At 64.0% G+C, this 21,230-nt stretch carries 13 protein-coding genes; 8 read left to right on the top strand and 5 right to left on the bottom strand.

Features of this window, described 5'->3' with window-relative positions; genetic code table 11:
- Positions 1-86: 86 nt before the first annotated feature.
- From ACNEOT_RS19310 to ACNEOT_RS19295, 4 genes are all read left to right on the top strand, one after another.
- Complete coding sequence (locus tag ACNEOT_RS19310) at positions 87-1,715, top strand: polysaccharide biosynthesis tyrosine autokinase (protein ID WP_415976039.1); 1,629 nt, start codon at positions 87-89, stop codon at positions 1,713-1,715.
- A 186-nt stretch (positions 1,716-1,901) separates the two neighbouring features.
- Positions 1,902-11,804, top strand: coding sequence for an amino acid adenylation domain-containing protein (locus tag ACNEOT_RS19305; protein ID WP_415976037.1), 9,903 nt, complete (start codon positions 1,902-1,904; stop codon positions 11,802-11,804).
- On the top strand, positions 11,804-12,682 hold the full coding sequence (locus ACNEOT_RS19300) for a cyclopropane mycolic acid synthase family methyltransferase (protein ID WP_415976035.1): 879 nt from the start codon (positions 11,804-11,806) through the stop codon (positions 12,680-12,682). The genes ACNEOT_RS19305 and ACNEOT_RS19300 overlap by 1 nt, the downstream gene beginning before the upstream one ends.
- Positions 12,683-12,684: 2 nt before the next feature.
- Positions 12,685-13,350 carry a hypothetical protein gene (locus tag ACNEOT_RS19295; RefSeq protein WP_415976033.1) on the top strand — a complete coding sequence of 222 codons (666 nt, stop codon included), beginning with the start codon at positions 12,685-12,687 and terminating at the stop codon, positions 13,348-13,350.
- Between the two features lie 13 nt (positions 13,351-13,363).
- Here ACNEOT_RS19295 and ACNEOT_RS19290 read toward each other — a convergent pair whose 3' ends face one another.
- Together ACNEOT_RS19290 and ACNEOT_RS19285 are read right to left on the bottom strand one after the other, a co-directional pair.
- Positions 13,364-15,139 (bottom strand): DUF4012 domain-containing protein, encoded by a 1,776-nt coding sequence (locus tag ACNEOT_RS19290; RefSeq protein WP_415976032.1) that lies wholly within the window; start codon positions 15,137-15,139, stop codon positions 13,364-13,366.
- A 121-nt stretch (positions 15,140-15,260) separates the two neighbouring features.
- Positions 15,261-16,019, bottom strand: coding sequence for an SDR family NAD(P)-dependent oxidoreductase (locus tag ACNEOT_RS19285; RefSeq protein WP_415976031.1), 759 nt, complete (start codon positions 16,017-16,019; stop codon positions 15,261-15,263).
- An 84-nt stretch (positions 16,020-16,103) separates the two neighbouring features.
- Here ACNEOT_RS19285 and ACNEOT_RS19280 point away from each other — a divergent pair, with 84 nt between their 5' ends.
- The 3 genes from ACNEOT_RS19280 (at position 16,104) to ACNEOT_RS19270 (ending at position 19,206) form a co-directional block, all read left to right on the top strand.
- Positions 16,104-16,700, top strand: a complete 597-nt coding sequence (locus ACNEOT_RS19280; protein WP_415976029.1) for a TetR family transcriptional regulator — start codon at positions 16,104-16,106, stop codon at positions 16,698-16,700.
- 135 nt (positions 16,701-16,835) lie between these two features.
- Positions 16,836-17,567, top strand: a complete 732-nt coding sequence (locus ACNEOT_RS19275) for a GAF domain-containing protein (RefSeq protein ID WP_415976027.1) — start codon at positions 16,836-16,838, stop codon at positions 17,565-17,567.
- A gap of 193 nt (positions 17,568-17,760) precedes the next feature.
- Positions 17,761-19,206, top strand: coding sequence for a sugar transferase (locus tag ACNEOT_RS19270; protein WP_415976026.1), 1,446 nt, complete (start codon positions 17,761-17,763; stop codon positions 19,204-19,206).
- 26 nt (positions 19,207-19,232) lie between these two features.
- Here ACNEOT_RS19270 and ACNEOT_RS19265 read toward each other — a convergent pair whose 3' ends face one another.
- Positions 19,233-19,838 carry a hypothetical protein gene (locus ACNEOT_RS19265; protein ID WP_415976025.1) on the bottom strand — a complete coding sequence of 202 codons (606 nt, stop codon included), beginning with the start codon at positions 19,836-19,838 and terminating at the stop codon, positions 19,233-19,235.
- 66 nt (positions 19,839-19,904) lie between these two features.
- Positions 19,905-20,096, bottom strand: a complete 192-nt coding sequence (locus ACNEOT_RS19260; protein WP_415976023.1) for a hypothetical protein — start codon at positions 20,094-20,096, stop codon at positions 19,905-19,907.
- Between the two features lie 220 nt (positions 20,097-20,316).
- Between ACNEOT_RS19260 and ACNEOT_RS19255 the strand changes: the two genes are divergently transcribed.
- The gene (locus tag ACNEOT_RS19255) at positions 20,317-20,922 is read left to right on the top strand and encodes a YveK family protein (protein WP_415976022.1); all 606 of its coding nucleotides are present in this window, start codon (positions 20,317-20,319) and stop codon (positions 20,920-20,922) included.
- 7 nt (positions 20,923-20,929) lie between these two features.
- On the opposite strand, the gene ACNEOT_RS19250 is transcribed toward ACNEOT_RS19255, so the two are convergent.
- The gene (locus tag ACNEOT_RS19250) at positions 20,930-21,229 is read right to left on the bottom strand and encodes a WXG100 family type VII secretion target (protein WP_415976021.1); all 300 of its coding nucleotides are present in this window, start codon (positions 21,227-21,229) and stop codon (positions 20,930-20,932) included.
- Between the last annotated feature and the right edge of the window lies 1 nt (position 21,230).

Genomic DNA, 21,230 nt, shown 5'->3' with positions numbered 1-21,230 from the left:
GGTGCACAGAAACCAATTACCTATGTAACGATTGAGCCACGCAGTGACACGTTGCGAGCAGCACGAACGGACGAGGAGCTCGAAGCATGGAGATACAGGATTATTTGAAAATCCTGAAGGCGCGGTGGATCATCATCGCCGTCACCGTGGTGGTAGCGGTCCTGGGGGCCTTGGGTGCGTCTCTTCTGACGACGCCGTTGTACGAGTCGAGCGCCAGAATGTTCGTCTCCACCTCCGGTGGAACGTCGGTGAGCGAGACGTATCAGGGCAACTTGTTCTCCCAGCAGCGCGTGGCCTCGTACTCCGAGTTGGTGACCAGCGAGGCGCTCGCCGCCCGTGTTCTCGATGTTCTGCCGCTCGGTCTGACGCCGTCGCAACTGGCTGCCAAGGTCAAGGCGTCGTCGACTCCCGACACCGTCCTGTTCGACATCACCGTCACCGACCCCTCCCCGGCGCGGGCTCGCGATATCGCCAACGCCATGGCGTCGGAGCTGACGACGCAGGTACGCGATCTGGAAACTCCCGAGGACGGAGGCACTCCGTCGGCCGGCGTGAAGACTTTCCAACAGGCCGATGCGTCGTCGACGCCGGTCAGCCCTAACACCAAACGCAACCTCGCCCTCGGTGCGGCCGTCGGCCTTTTGCTCGGTATCGCACTCGCGGTACTGCGTGATCGTCTGGACAACACGCTCAAGGGCCGCCGCGAAATCGAGGCGATCTCCGGCAAGCCGCTGGTCGGCACCATTCCGTTCGACAAGGAACGCAAAACACATCCGGCCGTCGACTTCCAGGACCTTTCGCAGTCGTCCAGCGCCGAAGCCTTCCGTGAGCTCCGTACCAACTTGCAGTTCCTCGAAGTCGATCATCCACCACGCGTCATCGTCGTCACCAGTGCCATTCCGAGTGAGGGCAAGACGACCACTGCCGTGAACCTGGCTATCTCGCTTGCCGAAGCCGGCCACCACGTCGTTCTCGTCGAGGGTGATCTGCGTCGTCCCCGCATCTCGAAGTACATGGGCCTCATCGGTTCCGTCGGTCTGAGCACCGTCCTCGCGGGGCAGGCCAACGTGGACGAAGTACTGCAGCCGACCAAGTACGAGGGCCTGCAGGCGTTGGCCTCCGGTCCGCTGCCGCCGAACCCGTCCGAACTGTTGGGGTCCGAGGCATCTCGTGCACTCATGGTCGAGCTTCGCTCCAAGTTCGATTACGTCATCGTCGACGGTGCCCCGCTGCTGCCCGTCACCGACTCGGCCGTCCTCACCACCCACAGCGACGGCGCTCTCATGGTGACCCGGTACGGACACACCAAGACCAACGAATTGTCCAGAGCCATCGGCAATCTCGAAACCATCGGGGCGAACGTCCTGGGTGTGGTGCTGGCATTGACGCCGTCCAAGAAGGGCGACATGTACAGCTACTCGTACAACTACTCGGCCGATACCAGTCTGCCGCGGCAAACGGCACCGCCGGTTCCCGCGCCGCAGACGCCGGTCGCACCGCCGGCTCCGGCAGCTCCGCCGACCCCTGCCGCGGCACCTGCGCCGCCGCAGCCTGCGTCGGTCCACCCCGGCTCGGTCCAGACTGCATCAGCGGCACCCACCGCAACCGCACGCGCCGCGGCTCCCAGCGCAGTGCCCTACGCACGAGCACGCCGTCCCGAAGTGTCCACCGACCTGCCCAGAAACGGTAACGAAAACCCCGGTTTGCGAAAGTAAGCGCACAACCGAAGAGAGGGTGCACGGCCCCTCGTCGGCTGTCTCGAAGAACAGGACCGATCCGTCCCGCGGGTAACAGGTCCTCGAGAATCGGGTGGGTCGACGGCGGTGTGACTCTTGCTGAACGACTTGTGCGAGAAGGGAAGCGCAGCTGTCGGGCAGTCACTGTTGAGGAGGGTGTGGCAGGTGTCGTCACGGATCGCTGGGCCGACCGACGAGGATGGTCGCTTCCCGCTTTCCGCTGCGCAGATGAATATCTACCTCGCCCAGCAGCTTGCACCCGACGTACCGTTCACCATCGCCCAATACGTCGAGATTCGGGGCGACATCGATCCATCGATGTTGATTCGGGCCACGGACATCGCGTGCCGACAGCTCGAATCTCCGGCGGTGCGGATCGGGTCGGACGACGGCCATCCTTACCAGTGGGTGGACCTCCGCGTGCCGTACGCGATGATCTATCGCGACTACAGAGACCGCGAACTTCCCGTCGAGGATGCTCAGCGCTACATGGACGAGCAGTACCGTCGACCCGTCGATCTGGTGCGCGACCAACTGATCGCCTCCGAAATCATCCAAGTCGGCGACAGTCACTACTACTGGTACAGCCGCGCCCACCACATCGTCATGGACGGACTCGGCGCAATCTCCGTCCAGGAACGCACAGCGGCGGTGTACACCGCGCTGATCACCGGTACCGAGATCCCGAAGACCCGCGCCATCGGCGTGCGGGAGATCTACGACTACGAGGCCGCGTACCCCAACTCCTCCCGCTACGACACCGATCGCCAGTACTGGCTCGGACGTCTCGACGGCCACCTCGAAGCACCGAGGCTGGCCGGCGCCCCGAGCGCGCGAGCTGCACCCAGCGGAGTGACGGTGAGCGTAGGTGCCGTCCTGGATGCAGACCTCACCGCCGCCGTGGCAGCAGTAGCGCACCGGTACAACTCCTCCGACGTCCCCGTCGTCCTCGCCACATTTGCGCTCTATCTCGCGCGGATGACCGACACCGAAGACGCCATGCTCAGCCTCCCGGTATCTGGCCGAGCGACAACCAAACTGCGCGACTCGTCCGGCATGATGTCCAACATCGTGCCCCTGCGCATCGGCGTCGAACAGGGAGTGACCGTCGAGGAACTCCTGCGACGGATTCAGGTGGAACTCACCGGAGCGCTGCGCCACCAGCGATTCCGCGTCGAGGACATGCAGCGGGAAACCGGCGAAGGCACTCACAGTGCCGCCGCAGGACGCGGAGTGTTCGGCCCCACGGTCAACATCATGATGTACAACAGCACAATTCGGCTCGGCGACGTCATCGGCGAATACCGCGTGCTCTCCAGCGGGCCCATCGACGACATGATGGTCAACGTCTACCCCGGAGTCGCCGGAACCAGTACCCGCGTCGACTTCCTCGGTAACCCGGCCCTCTACACCGCCGACGAGCTCGCAGCCCACCACCGCCGTTTCCTGGTGCTACTGCGCGCCCTGGTGGATGCACCCGACGGGCTCACCGTATCCGAGCTCGATGTGCTCGACGCCGACGAGACGGCAGCGCTGCTCGGCGCTCCACCGGCGGCCACCGCAACACCCGCGCCGCTGGTCTCGATGCTGACGAGCGGTGCCGTGGTGCGTGCGGCGGGTGTCGATCGATCCAGCGCAGAGTTCGTCAACGCAGCGGAACATATTGCTGCGCAGCTGATCTCGATCGGCGCAGGCACAGAGCGGCGCGTTGCGGTGGCACTGGAACGCTCCTACGAATCCGTACTGGCTTCGTGGTCCGTCTCGACTGCGGGCGCATCGTTCGTTCCACTCGACCCCACCGAGCCCACCGAGCGGCTGGCCGCAGTACTCGCCGACGCACGCCTCGATATCGGCATCACCACTCGCGCTGTGCTGCAACGGCTCCCGACCACGGTCCGATGGCTCGCCATCGAGGACCTGCTCGACGCGGACGCACTACCGTTCACGCCGCCGAACGTGCACATCGACAACGAGGCGTACGTCATCCACACCTCGGGGTCCACCGGAAAACCCAAGGCCGTCAGCATCAGTCACCGTGGACTCGCCCAATTGGCAGCCAATGTAGTCGACCGATACGGCGTCACCAGCATCGCGCGTGTACTGCATCTCGCGTCCCCGGTGTTCGACGCCTCCATCCAGGAACTTCTGGCCGCATTCGCTGCGGGTGCAACGTTGGTGATCGCCCCATCCGATGTCTACGCAGGACCGGCCTTGGCCGAGCTGCTGAGCAGCGAGAAGATCACGCATCTGATCACCTCGCCGACCGTCCTGGCCACCCTCGACCCCGAGGATCTACGCGACATCGACGTGTTCGACGTCGGCGGCGAAGAATGCCCGCCGGCGCTACGCGACAGATTCGCCACGCCGGAGCGGGTCATGCTCAACGCCTACGGACCAACCGAGACAACGGTATTGGCGACGCTGTCATCACCGATGGTGACCGGTGAACGCGTCACCATCGGGGCTCCGCTCCCGGGAGTCCGCGCGCTGGTACTCGACGCCCACCTGCGGCCCACGCCGTACGGGGGCGTCGGCGAGCTGTATCTCGGTGGCGACGGACTCGCCCGCGGGTACAGCGGGCAGGCCGGCGTCACATCGACGCGATTCGTCGCAGACCCGGGCATCACCGGAGCGCGGCTGTATCGCACGGGCGACATCGTCCGCTGGTCGTTCGACGGCACCTCGCTCGAGTATCTCGGCCGGGGTGATCAGCAGATCCAACTGCGAGGGCGTCGTCTCGAACTCGGGGAAATCGAAACCATCGCAACAACGTTCGTGGGAGTGACTGCCGCAGCGGCCGTCGTTCGCGACAACAGGCTGGCCCTCTATGTCACCGGAACCTCGGAGGGACTGGAGAGCCATCTTCGGAACCGCCTGCCCGCGTGGATGGTTCCCAGCCACATCGTGGTCCTGGACGCACTGCCGATGACGGCGGGCGGCAAGGTCGACCGCCGTGCACTACCGGCCCCCACCGCGCCGATACACACCGACTACGTGCCGCCGCAGACCGACACGGAACGTACGGTGGCCGGAGTGTTCGCCGATGTACTCGGTGTTGCGCAGGTTGGCCGCGAACACTCCTTCTTCGAGCTCGGCGGCGATTCGCTCAGCGCCACCAGGGTTCTGGCCCGACTCGGCTCGGGGATTGCGCTCCCCGTACTGTTCGCCACCCCCACCGTGCGAGCGGTAGCTGCCGCCCTCGACTCCGCACCCGCGCACAACACTACGCTCGAACTGCTCGATACTGTTTTGCCCCAACGGATTCCGCTCTCGTACGCGCAACAGAGAATGTGGTTTCTCAACCAATTCGATACCGGCTCCACGGCGTACATCATGCCGGTTGCGCTTCGACTGCCGCGGGAGACCGATCCCTCGTTGACGATGACCGCCCTACGCGACGTGCTCGAGCGACACGAATCGCTGCGCACCTACTTCCCCGACGACGGCGAAGGGCCACATCAGGTAATCCGGCCCACCGGTCAGGTTCTCCCCGAGGTTCCGACGCGCACGGTCGCCGAACTTCATTCCGCCATAGCGGAACTCGCATCCATCGGTTTCGACGTGGCGACCGAGGTACCCATCCGCGCGGCGCTACTCACCACCGGGGAGTCCGGCGAGACCGTGGTGGTGATCGTGCTGCACCACATTGCGATCGACGGTTGGTCGATCGACCCCCTCGTACGCGATTTCGCTGTCGCACACGCCGCCCGCAGCGCAGGCCATGCACCCACCTGGCCGCGACTGCCCGCCCAGTACAGCCAGTACGCCGTGTGGAACCGAGCGGTGGTGGATTCGACGGAAGCCGAACAACTCGAGTACTGGACGTCCGTTCTACGAGACACCGGCACCGAGTTGGCCGGTATACCACGCGACTTCCCCAGGCCTGCCGTGCAATCCATGGTCACCGCGGACGTTCCCATCGAGATCGATCCCAGTCTGCACTCGGCCGTGCGGCGGTTTGCCCGCGCCACCAACTCGACCACGTTCATGGTCGTACATGCAGCCGTGGCTGCCGCGCTGAGCCGATTCGGCGAGTCGAACCGAACCGTCGTCGGGTCCCCGTCGGCAGGCAGAGGCCACGAGGCCCTCGACGAGATGGTCGGAATGTTCGTCGGTACCGTGCCGCTTGCAGTGACGGTGAATCCCTCGGACAGCTTCGAGAACCTGCTCGACGCAGTGCGCACCACCGATCTCGCTGCGTTTGCGCATTCCGAGCTGCCGTTCGAGCGCATCGTCGACGCCTTGGCGACGGATCGATCCCTCGACCGCCACCCGATCTTCAAGGTGATGCTGGCCTTCGACAACGCACCGCACCGCTCGGTGGAGGATCTGCCGATCTCCGTACTGCCGGTACCCACCCACACCTCGGAGTTCGACCTCAATCTGGTTCTCACCGAAACCGTCACGGCCGACGGCACATCGGGGAACCTCGAGTCGGGCGGAATCGAAGGACAGATCGAATACGCGGTGGACCTGTACCGCCGAGACACCGTCGAACAGTTCGCGGCCGTGGTGCTGAAGATTCTGCGAGCCGCGGTGACGGACCCGTCGTTCGTCGTCGGCGACCTTGCTCTTGCCGCCGCGTCACAGCGGCCGGCGGTGAGTACAGGCGGAACGCTTCTCGATGTACTGCAGGGTGCGGCAACGGCTATCGGCGATGCTGTCGCCATCGACGGCGACGTTCGGATCACGTACGGAGAACTCGATCGACGCTCGAACAGGATCGCTCGGCTACTGATCGCCCGAGGCGTCGGCCCGGAATCGCTCGTGGCACTCTCTCTCGAACGCTCGGCCGAGTACATTTTGGCGCTGTGGGCTGTGGTCAAGTCCGGTGGCGCGTTCGTGCCCGTGGATCCGCACTACCCCGCTGTGCGACGCCGTCAGATGCTGCAGGACGTTGCCATCGGCTTCGGTGGACCCGATGCAGGCATCGACCGCGAGGCCGGAGTCGAGTGGATTGCCGAATCCGATGCGCAGACGTTCAGCGACCGGCCGGTCACCGACGACGACCGTCGCGGCGCGCTGACACCCACACACCCGGCATACGTCATCCACACCTCGGGTTCCACCGGAACACCCAAACCCGTCGTGGTGACTCATCACGGTGTGCACGCCCTCGCTCAGCAGGTGGTCCCGCGGTACGGCGTCTCGTCCAGTTCACGCGTGCTGCACGGCTATTCGGTCGGTTTCGACGCTGCTGTCCTCGAACTGGTGCTGGCCTTCGGGGCCGGGGCGACCATGGTGATCGCGCCCCAGGATCTTCTCGACGGTGACGAGGTCGCGCAATTCCTCACCACGCACCGCGTCACGCACTACCTGTCCACGCCCGCCGTACTCGCCACGGTTCCGCCGACGCCCGGGATCGAGACGATCGCCGTCGGCGGTGACGTTCTGGGCACCGACGTCGTGAACAGCTGGTCGCCCGGTCGGCTGATGCTCAACGCGTACGGTCCCACCGAGGCGACGGTGGTGGCCACCCTCACCGACGCGCTCCATGCCGGCGGCCCGGTCACCATCGGGCGTCCGCTGGAACACGTTGCCGCACATGTCCTCGACGCCCGACTGCATCCGGTGCCGCCGGGGGGCGTCGGAGAGCTGTATCTCGGAGGTGCTGGCTTGGCGCGCGGATACCGCTCGCAGCCAGCGGCTACCGCCGAACGATTTGTTGCAAGCCCTGACGGCACCCGGCTGTACCGAACCGGCGATCTGGTGCGGCGAGAAGTATCGGGTCTGCTGGACTACCGGGGTCGACGCGACTCACAGGTGCAGATCCGCGGTGTTCGTATCGAATTGGGAGACATCGAGTCTGCGCTCCTCGCCCATCCCGACGTGCGCGGGGCAGCGGCGGCAGTACGCGAGAACCGGATACTCGCGTGGGTGGTCGGTATCGACGAGCCCGAGGCCGCTCAGTGGTTACTGGCTCACCTTCCGCTGTCGATGATGCCGTCGGCCATCGCTCGCATCGACCGAATTCCGTTGACCGCCAACGGCAAGGTCGATACATCGGCGTTGGACGCGCCCGACCACATCGTCGGCGACCCTGCGGCCGTACGTACGTTGGCGCAGGAGGTCATCCTCGGGATCTTCGCAGACACGTTGGGAATCGAGAATCCTGCCGTCGACGACAATTTTTTCGTCCTCGGCGGTGACTCGCTGATCGCGACTCGGGCGGCCACCCGAATCGGTGCGGCACTCGGCACCCGCGTCCCGGTGCGGACCCTTTTCGAGTCGCCCACCGCACAGTTGCTCGATGCGGCGATCGAAACGATGTCCGAGAAATACGTTCCGCTGCCTGCCCTGGTGCACCGGGGGGACGCGAGCTCGTACCGGGGACTGGCCCCGGCCGAGCGTCGAATCTGGTTGCAGAACAGGTACGACCCGGCGTCGGCCGCCTACAACATCGCCTTCGAGGTGCCGCTTCCGGCAGGCCTCGAACTCGTCGTCCTGCACGCCGCGATCGCAGACGTGGTGCAGCGGCACACACCGCTGCGCACGGTGTACCCGTCGACGGCCGACGGCCCGGTCACCTCGGTTCTCGCTACACAGACCGTGGTGTCGATGCTCGACGACGACCGCGTCGGCATGTCGGCGTTGGACGGTTTCGATCTGACCATCGAACCGCCGATTCGACTGACGTTGGCGACGAGGGGCGAGGAGCGCGTGCTGACCGTCGTCGCCCACCACATTGCACTCGACGGTCTCTCGCTGCGTCCGTTGGCCCGCGACATCGAGACCGCCCTCACGGCGAGGATTGCCGGAACCGAGCCCGGATTCACCTCGCTTGCAGTCGATTACGCCGACTACCGCCGATGGCAGCAGGATGTGCTGGGCGCTGTCGCGGCCGAACAGCTCGACTTCTGGCGCGTCACCCTCACTGGATTGCCCGACTTCCTCGAGCTGCCGACCGGAACCCCCGATGCTGCACTCGACGCGAGCCCGGTGTCGTTCACGGTCGATGCGGACACGCTCGCAGAACTCCGGTCGCTTGCGCACCGTCTGGGTGCAACGCTCTTCGTTCTCGTCCATGCTGCCCTGGCTGCAGTGCTCGCCGAGGCGAGCGGCACCCAGGACATCGCCGTCGGCACGCCGGTTGCCGGACGGCCGGATCCAGCGCTCGACGACCTCGTCGGCATGTTCGTCGGCACCGTCGTCCTCAGGACGGAGGTTGCACCGTCGAAGACGTTCGCGGAGTTCGTGACCGAGGTACGCGACCGCGATCTCGATGCGTTCGCCAACTCGGATGTGCCGTTCGAGTGGGTGGTCGACGCAGTGCAACCGGCTCGCGCCGTCGATACCCATCCACTGTTCCAGGTTCTGCTCGCATTCGGTGACAGTGCAACGCCGACAATCGAACTGGGCGGCAGCACAGCCACCCCGCGGCGTATCGACATCGCGTCGACGCAGTTCGATCTGGAAGTCGTTGTCGCAGAATCCGAGGCAGGCCTGATCGGGCACCTCGGCTACTCCGCCACCCGGTTCTCTCGGGCCGTGATCGATGGATTCGCCGAGCGGTTGACGTCGATCCTGGCACTGGTAGCAGCGCAGCCCGGCATTCGACTGGGGAGCAGCGAATTCCGGCAGGTCGATTCTGCCGTCCTCGCTCATCGGGACAGTCCGGTCGAACGCTGCTCGCTCGGTGCCGTGTTCCAGCGGGCCGCGCGGCAGTGGCCGGAGAACATCGCGGTGATCGACGGTCCTCGCACATCGACCTATCTCGAGGTCGATCGACAGTCGAACGCGCTGGCGGACAGGCTTGTTCGATCCGGCGTTCGTCCGGGAGATCTGGTCGCGGTAGCCCTGCCCCGATCGGCGGCGTTCGTCACCGCGGTGTGGGCCGTGGCCAAGGCCGGCGCGGGCTACCTACCGATCGACCCGACGCAACCGTCGGCGCGCGTGCACGAGATCCTGGACCATGCAGCGCCGGTCATCGGTATCGCGTCGCCCGGCTTCGAACCGGCCGGAAGCGACTGGCTGACAGTGGGAGACGAACAGCTCGACCACTTCGACGCTCCGCCGGTGCACCTCGACGACGTCGCCTACGTCGTCCACACCTCCGGATCGACCGGGATGCCCAAGGGAGTGCGGGTGACCCACCGCGGCATCGCGGACCTGGTGCAGAGCCAGCACGACCTCTTCGGGGTGACACCGGATTCGCGGGTGCTCCAGTTCGCCTCGCCCAGTTTCGATGCCTCGATCTTCGAGCTGCTCCTGGCGTTCGGTGCCGGAGCGGGAGCAGTGATCGTGCCCGCCGAGGTGTATGCGGGACGAGAACTCGAAGCCCTCGTCGACCGGCACGCGGTGACCCACGCCTGCCTCACACCGACCGTCCTGCAGGTGACCGACCCCGAGGCGACCCCATCCCTGCGGGTGCTGGTCATGGCCGGAGAAGCCGTCAATTCTGCTCTGCTGCAACGATGGTCGCGCGGCCGATCGGTATTCAACGCCTACGGACCCACCGAGGGCACGATCATGAGCACCTGCACCATCGATCAGCGGGACTGGAATTTGCGGGCCGACGCGGCAGCGCCGGTGACGATCGGCGGACCGGTCCGCGGTGTCGACGCCGTCGTTCTCGACGCACGCCTACGCCCGGTGGCCGACAACGTGATGGGGGAGTTGTATCTGGGCGGCGGCAGTGTGGCCGAGGGGTATCTGGGCAGACGGAGCCTGACGGCATGCAGCTTCGTGGCAGATCCGTTCGGTGACGGTCGGCTCTACCGCACCGGCGATCTCGTCCGCTGGGTCGTGCGCAACGGTGAGCGGGAACTCGAATATCTGGGACGGGTGGATTCGCAGGTCAAGATTCGCGGTCACCGCGTCGAGCTGTCCGAGGTGGAGGCATCGATGCTGCGCCACCCGGATGTCCGGCAGGCGAGCGTGATCGGGCGGTCGGGTTCCCTGGCGGCCTACGCGGTGGGGCCCATCGAACCGAGGGAGGTGCGGGAATTCCTCGGCCGAACAGTGCCCGCCTTCATGGTGCCCAAAACGGTGACAGTGGTCGACACTCTGCCGATGACCTTGTCCGGCAAAGTAGATGTGAGCAGATTGCCGGTTCCGTCGCCGATGGCAAGCCAGCGGCGCGCTCCGTCGTCCCCGCTCGAAATTCTCGTACACGCCGCGTTCTCCGAGGTGCTGCACATCCCGGCCGAACACATCGGTATCGACGACAACTTCTTCGATCTCGGCGGGCACTCGCTGTCGGTGGTGCAGATGATGGACGCGCTCGGAGGCCGACTCGACCGCCGGATACCGGTGAGTCTGCTGCTCCTGCACCCGACGGTCGCGACCCTGGCCGCCTATCTCGAGACCGGTGATGTTCTGTCCGGCAACGAGTTCGATGTGCTGCTTCCGCTGCGAGCCGGGGGCGTCGGTGCTCCGCTGTTCTGCGTGCATCCCGCCATCGGAATTGCATGGAGCTACCTGTCGCTGCTCGGCGAGACCGACCGCCCGCTGTACGGACTACAGGTTCCGGGTATCGCGAACGGTGAAGCAACACCGTCGTCCATCGAGGAGTTCGCCGCGCGATACGTGCGTGAGATCAGAACCGTTCAGGCCCACGGGCCCTATCACCTGGTGGGGTGGTCCCTCGGCGGAGTGATCGCGCACGCCGTGGCCGCGCAGTTGCAGTCGGAAGGCGAGGACGTGGCGCTGCTCGCGCTCGTCGACGCGCAGCGTTCCGCACCGGAGGGTGCCGCGGAGTTCGGCATCGGCGATCTTGCTCGTCAGCTCGGCGTCGAGGGCACCTCGTTCGAGACCATCGTGGACCGATTGCACGCGGCGAGAAGCGAATTGGGATTTCTCACAGTCGATCATCTACGCCGAATGTATCGGCCCGTTGCGCTCGCCCCCAGCTGGGTGGCGTCGTACGATCCGGCCGTGTTCAAGGGCGCGGTGCACTATTTCGCCGCCAGGGGCTCGCACGGCGCGGAGCAATGGACAGACTTCGTCGACGGCCGGATCTCGGTTCACCGGGTCGATGTGGAACACGAAGACATGCTGGGCGAGCACGGCGCCCGTGCACTGGGCCGAGTGATCGGCATCGATTCTGTAGCGAAGGGTGTGGCGTGATGGACAACCAACTGGAGCCGTTCGTCGATGACGTACGGGCACATTACGACTTGTCGGACGATTTCTTCGCGCTGTTCCTCGACCCGAGCATGACGTACAGCTGCGCGTACTTCGAGCGCGAGGACATGACGCTCGAGGAAGCGCAGACCGCCAAGATCGACCTGGCGCTCGGCAAGCTCGACCTGCAGCCGGGGATGACGTTGCTCGATATCGGTTGCGGGTGGGGAGCTCTCGCAAAGCGAGCCGTCGAGAAATACGACGTCAACGTGATCGGTTTGACGTTGAGCCGAAATCAGTACGAGCACGGCCGCACGCTCGCTGCCGCTCTGCCCGGCGACCGCGTCGTCGACATCCGGTTGCAGGGGTGGGAGGAATTCGACGAGCCCGTCGACAGAATCGTCAGTATCGGTGCGTTCGAGCATTTTCGGCGTCAGCGCTACTCCGCATTCTTCGACAAGTGCCGCTCGGTGTTGGCGGACGACGGCCGAATGTTGTTGCACACCATCGTCATCACACCGCCCGATCCGACCTCCGCTGCGGGCGGCCTGACGCGTGAGGACGCGCACTTCTCACGCTTCATCCTGCGAGACATCTTCCCCGGCGGACAGTTGACCCTGGTGAAGGTGATCAAGTCGAAATCGGCCGAGGCCGGATTCGAGTTGCTCCGCGAGCACGCACTGGGGCCGCATTACGCACGGACGCTCGACGAATGGGCCGGTAAGCTCGTCGCGGCCCGCGAGAAAGCCATCGAGTTGTCTTCGCAGGCGACCTACGACAAGTACGTGCAGTACCTCACCGGTAGCTCCGACCGATTCAGGAGCTCACGCATCGACGTCGTGCAGTTCACGCTGGCACCCACAACCGATCGAAGGAATTGACCATGCACGGATCGAAAGCGCTCGCCGTTGTCGGTGTGGTGGCTGCAGTCAACGTTGCACTACTGGCCGCTCCGGCGAGCGCGGCACCGACAGCGGTCGTCGGGCCGGGCACGGGATACGTGACAACCGGGGGAGTCGACGACCTCACCGCCTGTTCCTTCGCGGCAGTGGGATACGACGCTGCGGGTCGGCTCGTCGGCCTCACCGCAGGACACTGCGTACTGGCACCCGGTCTGCCGGTCACCCTGATCGGGAACCCACAGGCGGGACCCGTCGGAACCACCGCGCTGGGGCATTGGGGTCCTGACTACGGCGTCGTCGTGTTGGACGCCGCCAAGGTGATTCCGGTGTCCTCGGCCGGCGGTGTCACTGTCACCGACATCGGCACTGCCGCACCGGGACAGCGAGTGTGCAAGAGCGGGGCAGCGTCGGGCATCACGTGCGGGACAGTGCTGGACGTACGCGCCGACGGCGATATCGTCACCGACACGGCCACGGTGTGGGCCGACTCGGGCGGTGCATTGGTCAGCGGCACCACGCTGGTCGGAATCGCCAGTCACGCAGACTCGGTACCCGTGATCGGCCCCACCGTGTACGCCTCGGCGACGGCATCGAAAAATATCCTCGATGCCGCCGGCGGGCCTGGAGCCGGTTTCCGGCCGATCTAGATCTTCTGGGGATTCAGCACTGGGGAACGTCGACGGTGATGGTCGGCTGATCCACCAGGGGCTGAACCGGAACCGTGGCAGCTCCCGGGCTCGACGGCTCCTGCAGCTCCCACGTGACGGTCTTGGATTTCCCGGGCGGAATCGTGACGTACGCGGCCTTGACCGGACGGCCGAGTTCGGTACCACTCTGGATCGGAAAGCCTGTCACGCCATCGACTTTCATTGCGGTGATGGTCGCGCCCTGCGTTCCGTAGAGGTAGACGATCGCCTCGTTGGTGCCGTACGGCACGTTGGGTTGGAAGGTGCTCGCCACGTAGGGCGTCAGACCGTTCGGGTCGACGGTGTTGGTGAGCGTGGCCGTCACCGTCGACGTCCGAGTTCCGTCGGTGCACGACGTCGCGGTGTACGAAATGTCGCGCGTCAGGTAGTAATCGAGCTTGTTGCCGCCGGCGTTGTTGACGACCACATCGGCGTACGGAGCAGGGCTGTCGGGCAGCGTGTGGCCGACCTTCGTCCCGGCGAGAACGGCCTGCTCGGCCGGATCTGCGCTCCAGATAGAGATACGACCCTCGCTGCCGGCGCGGCCTACTGCGTCGAGCAGCTTGCTACTGGGCGCGGTGCCGTTCACCATTTTCTGGACCACTGCTGCCGAGATCTGCTGCAGATACGCCTTTCGCGCAGCCTGATCGTCACCGAACCTGGAATACGCTGTGCTGAGCGTGATTTCGACGACGTTGTCGGCGGTGATCTGCTCACCGTCGGCCAGAGTGACGGGCCCGGTGGCACCGAGGATGTAGCTGAGCGCGATGGGGTCGGTGGCAATGGTGCCGTTCAGTACCTCACCGGTTTGTTCGGTCCACATCGACGACCAGATCTGGCCCGCATACGGAAAGTGCGGGCTGGCGTTCGAGTTTCGGAAATCGGTCGTCGTATTACGCGGACCCCACAGGGCGTTGTACTCGGGGCCGAGGTCGATCGGGCGCTCGGCGAATTCGAGTTCGTTGTTGCTGCCGAGCGTGTCGACCCTGGCAGTCCCGTTCTCGGCCCGAATGATTCCGTAACCGCCGAGCAGTCCGCCGGTGCCGCGGGACTCTGCGTTGGTCTGGAAGGCGAGGAAGTACGCACGCGGTCCGTTGTCGCCGAGCATCGACGGCAGCAACTGGCTCGCGATATTCGTGTTGGTGAGAAGCCCTGCCAGATCATGTGTTTGATCGATCAGTGACGTCCTGGCCTCGGCGACAGCACCGAGAAAAGCCGGCTCGTCGACGGCCTCGGCGCGCACGCGCAGTTCCTCCGCAGCGGCGGAGGTCCGCTGCAACACCGGTTGTGCATCTCGCAGCGCAGCGGTGTCGACGCGCCCGCCACCTTCGACCAGGCTGCTGGGATTGAGCGACGGGCCGGCGGCGGTGACCGGCGTCAACACATCGACGGCCAGGCCGTGAACGATGTCGGTGATCTGAGAGACCGTCTCGAGCGGGCTGCCCAGATAGGGAACGGCAGCAGCGATGGAGAAGGGAATGGAGCTGGTGGAGGATTTCGCATCGTCCGCGGACTTCGAGGCACTGGCCGCTGCGGCCTCGGCACCGGCGACATCGCCGTCGAGTAGTGCGTCCTTGGCCTGTGTTGCCGAATCTCGCGTCGCGGTCAGGCTCTTCTGCGCCGAATAGGCCTCGTACCCGAGCCACGCGAGGAAGGCGATGAGCACGACGAGCAGCACTCCCACCGCAATGAGGACCGGCCGCCTCTTCTTCGTCCGTTGCGGGCGAACGTCGGTCGGGCTATGCGCCATGTGCTGAACCTTCCACCTGAGTAAATAGGCCTTCGTCAGGCTTCGGTCGACACGACGCCCCGGCCCGTGTGCAGTTTAGTGGGCTGAGGACTCCGAATGTGGGACAGGCGAGTTGCTGCACTTACCAGGGCGCCCGCGTTCCATCCCAAGACCACAGGGCTCCCGTGGGGCCGTCGTCGGCCAGCAGGGCGAGACGGACCACTCCCGTGGCCGCCTCGGCCGGGTCTCCGCCCGCCGACATGCCAGCGATGAGGTTGGTGCGGCGCAGACCTGGTGCCAGGGCGTTGACCTTGAACTTCTCGTCGAGGGCCTGAGCTGTCAGCAGTGTGACGGCGTTGACGGCTGTCTTCGAGCTTCGGTAGGCCACGCCGCCGCCCTGCACTCGTTCCCAGTCGAACTGTGGGTTGGGGCTGCTGTTCCACGTGAGTGACCCGGTTCCGCTGGATACGTTGACGATGCGTGGATGCGGCGACCTGTGCAACGCGGGGAGGAATCCCTGCGTGACGGAGATGAGGCCGAAAACGTTGGTCTCGTACGCCATACGCAACTGCTCGAGCGTGGTGCCGTCGATGGCGTCGTTACCCGGATTCACTCCGGCGTTGTTCACGAGTATGTCCAGTTCGCCGACCTGTTGCACGGCCGCGGCGACCGAAGGTGGATCCGTGACATCGAGTTGCACGACGCGCGCGGCCGAGCCGAGTTCCACGGCTGCGCGTCGCCCCTTGTCGAGATCCCGCGCTCCGATCCATACCTCTACGCCGAGATCGAGCAGTTGTTTCGCCGTCTCGAGACCGATGCCACTGTTTCCGCCGGTCACGAGCGCCACCGAGCCCGGCGCGGGTCGACGAATCTCTACGGGAAGGAACGCGATGTCTTTCATGATTTTCTCCAACTCCAACGATGTGGTTGGAATATTAGTCCGAGTTCCTGCGATCTCCAACTCGGACGTTGGTAATCTCGGCGGATGGCCTGGGACACGGACGGGACACGGCGTCGACTTCGTGATGCCGCACTGGTGGAATTCGCAGCTCGCGGGTTCGAGGGCACGACCGTCGCGGCCATCGCAACTCGATCAGGCGTCAACAAGGAGAGGCTCTACAGCTACTTCGGCGACAAGAAGGCCCTCTGGGGCCTGGTACTGGCAACCGAGTTGGAGCGCCTTGCCACCGGCGTCGAACTCGCGGGGGTCGATTTGGACGACATCGGCGAATTTGCCGGCGCGACCTACGACTATCACGCGTCCCACCCCGAACTGGGCCGCCTGCTGCAGTGGGAGGGGTTACAGCCGGGCCTGCCGGCTCACGCCGAGGTGCGCACGACGCACTACCGCGAGAAAGTGGCGCGCTTCGCCGAGGCCCAGCGACACGGCCTCCTCGATTCCGAAATCGATCCCGCGCACTTGGTCTTCGCACTGATCGCGTTGGCGGCCTGGTGGCAGACCGTGCCGCAGCTCGCCGAAATGATCACCGGCGCCGGACCCCACGACCAGCAAGAACGGGCAGCGCGTCGCCGATTTGTCGTCGAGTCAGCGAGGCGAATCGCCTCACCGCCCGGGTCGTGAGTGGAATACGTGGCCGATTATTTCGACGGGCACCGGAATTCGAGTGCCCAATAATTTCATAACGGACCGATCGTGCGGTTAATTGAATTGGCGCTCACTACTCCGATGAGCGCAAAGTGAACTACCGTCAGACCTGTGGATTTAGGAAAAACCGGATTCGGAGATCGAATCAACAGGCTTTTGACGCAAAATGCGGACAAGGCCGGCGAGTCTCTCAATACCTACGCGCGTCGGGCAATTATCACCCGGCTCGTTTCGGAGCTCGAACGAGAGTCTTCGCCGGAAGTGGCTGCCGTGCTCGCGGACGCCCGTAGCTTCGAGGCCGAGAACATCGAGTTGACCGATCCCGACACGTATTTGCCCGGACAGTCGAGCGGGCCGACGCACCTGCTGATCGATGATGTGGACCGGGTCGCCGCCGCGCGAGCTACGGGCATGCTCGGCAGTCCTCGTGATGAGCAATTCGACAAACTGGCTCGAATGACGTTGCGCGCGATGGGAGCTCAAGGAGCGTCGATCTCGTTCGTCGACGATCGAACGCAATTCGTCAAAGCCAGCGTCGGAACCACGGGAACAGCAGCGCAGCCGCAGACTGTAGCGGTGGAACGGTCGGCGTGTCGTTTGGTGGTGGAAACCGGAGAAACGTTGGTGGCCCCTGATATCAGGGACTCTGCCCTACTGAGGGATCACGCGGATGCCACTACCTCCGATCTGATTGCCTACATGGGAGCTCCGATCAAGACCGAAGCAGGTTTCACGGTCGGGGTATTGGACGTATGGGATTATCGTCCGCGTAAATGGACCGCTGGACATGTAAAAACTCTCGAAGACATCGCCTGGCTTGTTCGCGAGCGAATTCGTCGATAGAAAGCCGGTTTCCAGGACTCGTTCGAGATATTCTGTGGCGACCCTCGAACCGACGATCCTGCCGTTGCGCGTCGAAGTATCGAAAAGGGTGATATTTGTTTGGTGTTCGAAAAGTCGAATGCCGAACGACCTGTCCGCTCTGAGGGCATGAAATCGGAAGGCCTGTATCGTGTCGAACGCCCGCGGATCAACGATGACGAGATCGGCAACTGCGCAGTCTCTAGGAGCGCGGTTCGGAAGAAACCTATCCGATCGAGTTCGTAACGACCCTTATCTGACGATCATCACCGTCGCTGTCGACGTGATCGCCGCCGCCATCGGCGTAGCCGGAGGTGTGCAGTGGCTGTCCGGGAGCCTCACAGCGTTGGGTTGGCACCCGTGGTTGTTCGTGCCCACACTCCTTGTGCTTCTGGCTTCGAGAAAACTCTACCGACGTGGTCTTCGACGAAATTTCATCGATGAAATCGGCCCGGTTCAATCCGCTGTTGCCTTCGCAACTCTGATCACGCTTGCCTTGCTTCTGGCCATCGAGACTCCCTCTCGTCCAGGCACGGTCATGATTCGCGTGTGGCTGTGCGCAGCATGTGCACTCACGATCACCTGCCTGGTCCGTGTGTTGATGCAGCGCTGGTTTCGGGCGAAACGCCATTCGAGTGCTCCGACCCTCATCGTCGGAAGCGGACCCGTATCGGATCAACTGGCGCACAGAATGAAGCAGTTCTCCGAGTACGGGATGAATCCCGTCGGGACGGTCGACTCCGTAACCGTCGTCGATCCTGCTGGGCACCAAGAACTCTCGAATCTGGGACCACTCACCGACCTGCCTCGAATCATTCGAGTGCATCGGGTGGAAGAAGTTGTGATTGCGTTTGCGTCAGCTCCGCACGAACAAGTAGTAACAGCGATTCGTGCAGCACAACAGGCCGGTACTCGCGTCTGGCTCGTGCCTCGCATGTTCGATACCGTCGGAATACACGCGCACATAGAGCATCTCGGTGGATTGCCCTTGATGGTGCTTCGGCACGTCGACCCCAGGGGGTGGCAGTTCATCCTCAAGGGTGCACTGGACAGGATTGCCGCGGGATTGGGTCTGCTCGTTCTGTCGCCGATCTTCCTTCTGCTCATGGTGCTCGTGCGGTCCAGCTCGCCCGGCCCCATTTTCTTCGCACAGCAACGAATCGGCCGTGACGGAGTCCCGTTCGACTGCCTGAAATTTCGATCGATGCGCCCACCGCGCGATTCCGACGCAGAGTTCGTTCGGGTCGAGGGGGATGCGCCCGGTGGTGTGGAAGGCGTGGACCGGCGCACCACGATCGGCAAGATCATGCGGCAGACCTCGCTCGACGAACTTCCACAGCTCATCAACGTCCTCCGCGGAGACATGAGCCTGGTCGGACCACGGCCCGAGCGACCGGAATACGTCGACCTGTTCGCCGCGCAGATCCGACGCTACGGAGAACGACACCGCGTCAAAGCAGGGGTCACCGGTTGGGCTCAGGTACACGGTTTGCGGGGTCAGACACCCATCGCGGATCGCGCGGAATGGGACAACTACTACATCGAGAACTGGTCCCTCTGGCTCGATATCAAGATTCTGTTTCTGACATGCATCGCGGTCCTCGAGCGACCGGAGGACTGACCGGCGCTTCCGTCGCCGCAACACACTCAATCGAATTCGAAGACGAGCGAATACTCGTACCAGGGACCGCCGAGACCGGTGAACGAAAGCTCATCGCCGGGTTCCTGCTGTGGTGGGTGGTCCGGCGAATAGATCCATCCCGCGACGTAGGTGAAGAAAACGGTGTCGTCGTCCACGAAATAGACGGCGGTGTCGTCGAGGTATCGGTGTATGTGGAAGTCGAACGAGTCGATCGACTGATTGTTCATGCTCACCGGGCCGGTAGCAGGCAAGCTCGCAACGAAGGCGTCGAATTTCGGTTGTGATCGCTCGAACGATGGTTGCGGAAGTGCCAGTGCCAGAACGAATCCGACTACCACCGTGGCTGGTGGCACTGCGATCATCCAGGACCACGGTTGCGAAGACCGCAGAAACGTCACCGTCTTGTACCACCAAGCAACGCCCACCACGAGAAGAGCAAAGGCAGCTACTACGCAGACCAGGAAATTGAGCATGAGGTGGATCCGCCCCAACCCGGGCCACAGGTTCATCCACCCGCACACGGCGACTGCGCACAACATGAGAGTGACACCGGCCAGCACCTTGCCGGGCGGCCGCTTGCGCTTCACCTCACTGGGCGCAGATATGTCCATGTGCCCATCCTGCATGCCGCATCGCGCTGACGAAAGGACCGGACGAGTGCCCTGGATTCCAGTCGATCATGATCGACCCGAGCCCCGTTTCGATCGTCCACTCGTGCTGATGACAACTCCGGCAAGGGTCATCGACGCGATCATGACCGGCGTCGTGACATTCGGGAACTGGGCGGCAATCGCAACCGCGAATAGTGTCTGAATCACAGCCGTCACCTTGTCGCTGATGCTGGGTTCGATCGGCTTCTTCTTGCTCATGCCTGGCTCCTGACCTGTGAACTATTGGGTTACCAGGCCGAAGCTACACCTCCGAATTCTGCGAAAAAAGCTGAGTAACAGCATATTTGGAGCGTTATGTGCCGCTCGAAAGAGTGACTCGACAAACGTAATGCGCCGCATTCTGCAACAAGTCTCGTAGAGGTCGCCCCTGCGAACGTGAGACCCGTTCGGGAGGCCAAGAGGCTGGTACTTTGACCGCGTGGTCGACACTGTGGGGAAGGCGCTGAGGGCGGGCTGGGCCGTCGTTGTCGCGTCCATTGCTCTGTCGATGGCAACGTCCTTCGGGATTACGTTGCTGCAGACGCCGGTGTACGAATCTCGCGCTCAGATGTTTCTCTCCACCTCCAGTCCGGCTTACGGCAGTGAGGTGTACGAAGGCAACTTGGTTTCGGATCAAGCCCTGCCCTCGTATGCGGAACTGGTGAACAATGAGGTGCTTACGTCGAGGGTCGTTTCCGATCTCGCGCTCGATCTCACGCCGGCGGAGTTGGCCGAGAAGGTGACCATGTCGTTCTCACCGGAGACCGTCTTGTTCGACATCGTTGCCACCGATAGCTCTCCCGAACTCGCGCGAGATATCGCGAACGCTACGGCGGAAGAGTTGGTCGCTCTCGTGTTGGAGCTGGAGGCCCCCCAGGACGGCGGCATTCCCGTGGTGTCGGTCAAGACCTACCGCCAGGCCGAGGTGTCTGATGCGCCGATCAGTCCGAACACTTCGATGTATCTGGCGTGCGGTGCCGCGGTGGGGTTGTTCGTCGGTGTTGCGTTGGTACTGGTGCGCTCGCGTGGGAGCAGCCGCCAGTAATGGATCCTCAGCCGATTCCCCGAACATTCGCCTCTGTTCGAGCGTCCGCCTCCGCGTATTCGCGGGCCGAGGCCTGCAATTTTCGAGCCAGGTCCTTAATCTCTGCGGACAATGCCGCGTCGGCCGCTTCCCATGCCGTCAGCAAGGCCGAATATGCGTCGCCCGCTGATCCTGGCCAGCAGGCCTTGCCGGCCGACAGATCGCGTGTCACCACGGCGAGATCGTCGGACGCCATGTCGATTGCGAGGTCGGTTCTGCTCGCTGCATCGAGCAGCACCGGCACACTGACTTCCAGACGTTTCCCCATC

The organism is Rhodococcus sp. 077-4 (assembly GCF_047782425.1).
Classification (GTDB): Bacteria; Actinomycetota; Actinomycetes; order Mycobacteriales; family Mycobacteriaceae; genus Rhodococcoides.
This window is presented reverse-complemented; position numbering and strand designations above follow the sequence as displayed.

What these genes read in the sequence shown, in the direction of transcription:
- ACNEOT_RS19285 (WP_415976031.1), bottom strand. Translation starts at nt 16,019, where the DNA reads ATGAAAGACATCGCGTTCCTTCCCGTAGAGATTCGTCGACCCGCGCCG.
- ACNEOT_RS19310 (WP_415976039.1), top strand. Translation starts at nt 87, where the DNA reads ATGGAGATACAGGATTATTTGAAAATCCTGAAGGCGCGGTGGATCATC.
- ACNEOT_RS19295 (WP_415976033.1), top strand. Translation starts at nt 12,685, where the DNA reads ATGCACGGATCGAAAGCGCTCGCCGTTGTCGGTGTGGTGGCTGCAGTC.
- ACNEOT_RS19290 (WP_415976032.1), bottom strand. Translation starts at nt 15,139, where the DNA reads ATGGCGCATAGCCCGACCGACGTTCGCCCGCAACGGACGAAGAAGAGG.
- ACNEOT_RS19260 (WP_415976023.1), bottom strand. Translation starts at nt 20,096, where the DNA reads ATGAGCAAGAAGAAGCCGATCGAACCCAGCATCAGCGACAAGGTGACG.
- ACNEOT_RS19270 (WP_415976026.1), top strand. Translation starts at nt 17,761, where the DNA reads ATGACGAGATCGGCAACTGCGCAGTCTCTAGGAGCGCGGTTCGGAAGA.
- ACNEOT_RS19300 (WP_415976035.1), top strand. Translation starts at nt 11,804, where the DNA reads ATGGACAACCAACTGGAGCCGTTCGTCGATGACGTACGGGCACATTAC.
- ACNEOT_RS19265 (WP_415976025.1), bottom strand. Translation starts at nt 19,838, where the DNA reads ATGGACATATCTGCGCCCAGTGAGGTGAAGCGCAAGCGGCCGCCCGGC.
- ACNEOT_RS19250 (WP_415976021.1), bottom strand. Translation starts at nt 21,229, where the DNA reads ATGGGGAAACGTCTGGAAGTCAGTGTGCCGGTGCTGCTCGATGCAGCG.
- ACNEOT_RS19280 (WP_415976029.1), top strand. Translation starts at nt 16,104, where the DNA reads ATGGCCTGGGACACGGACGGGACACGGCGTCGACTTCGTGATGCCGCA.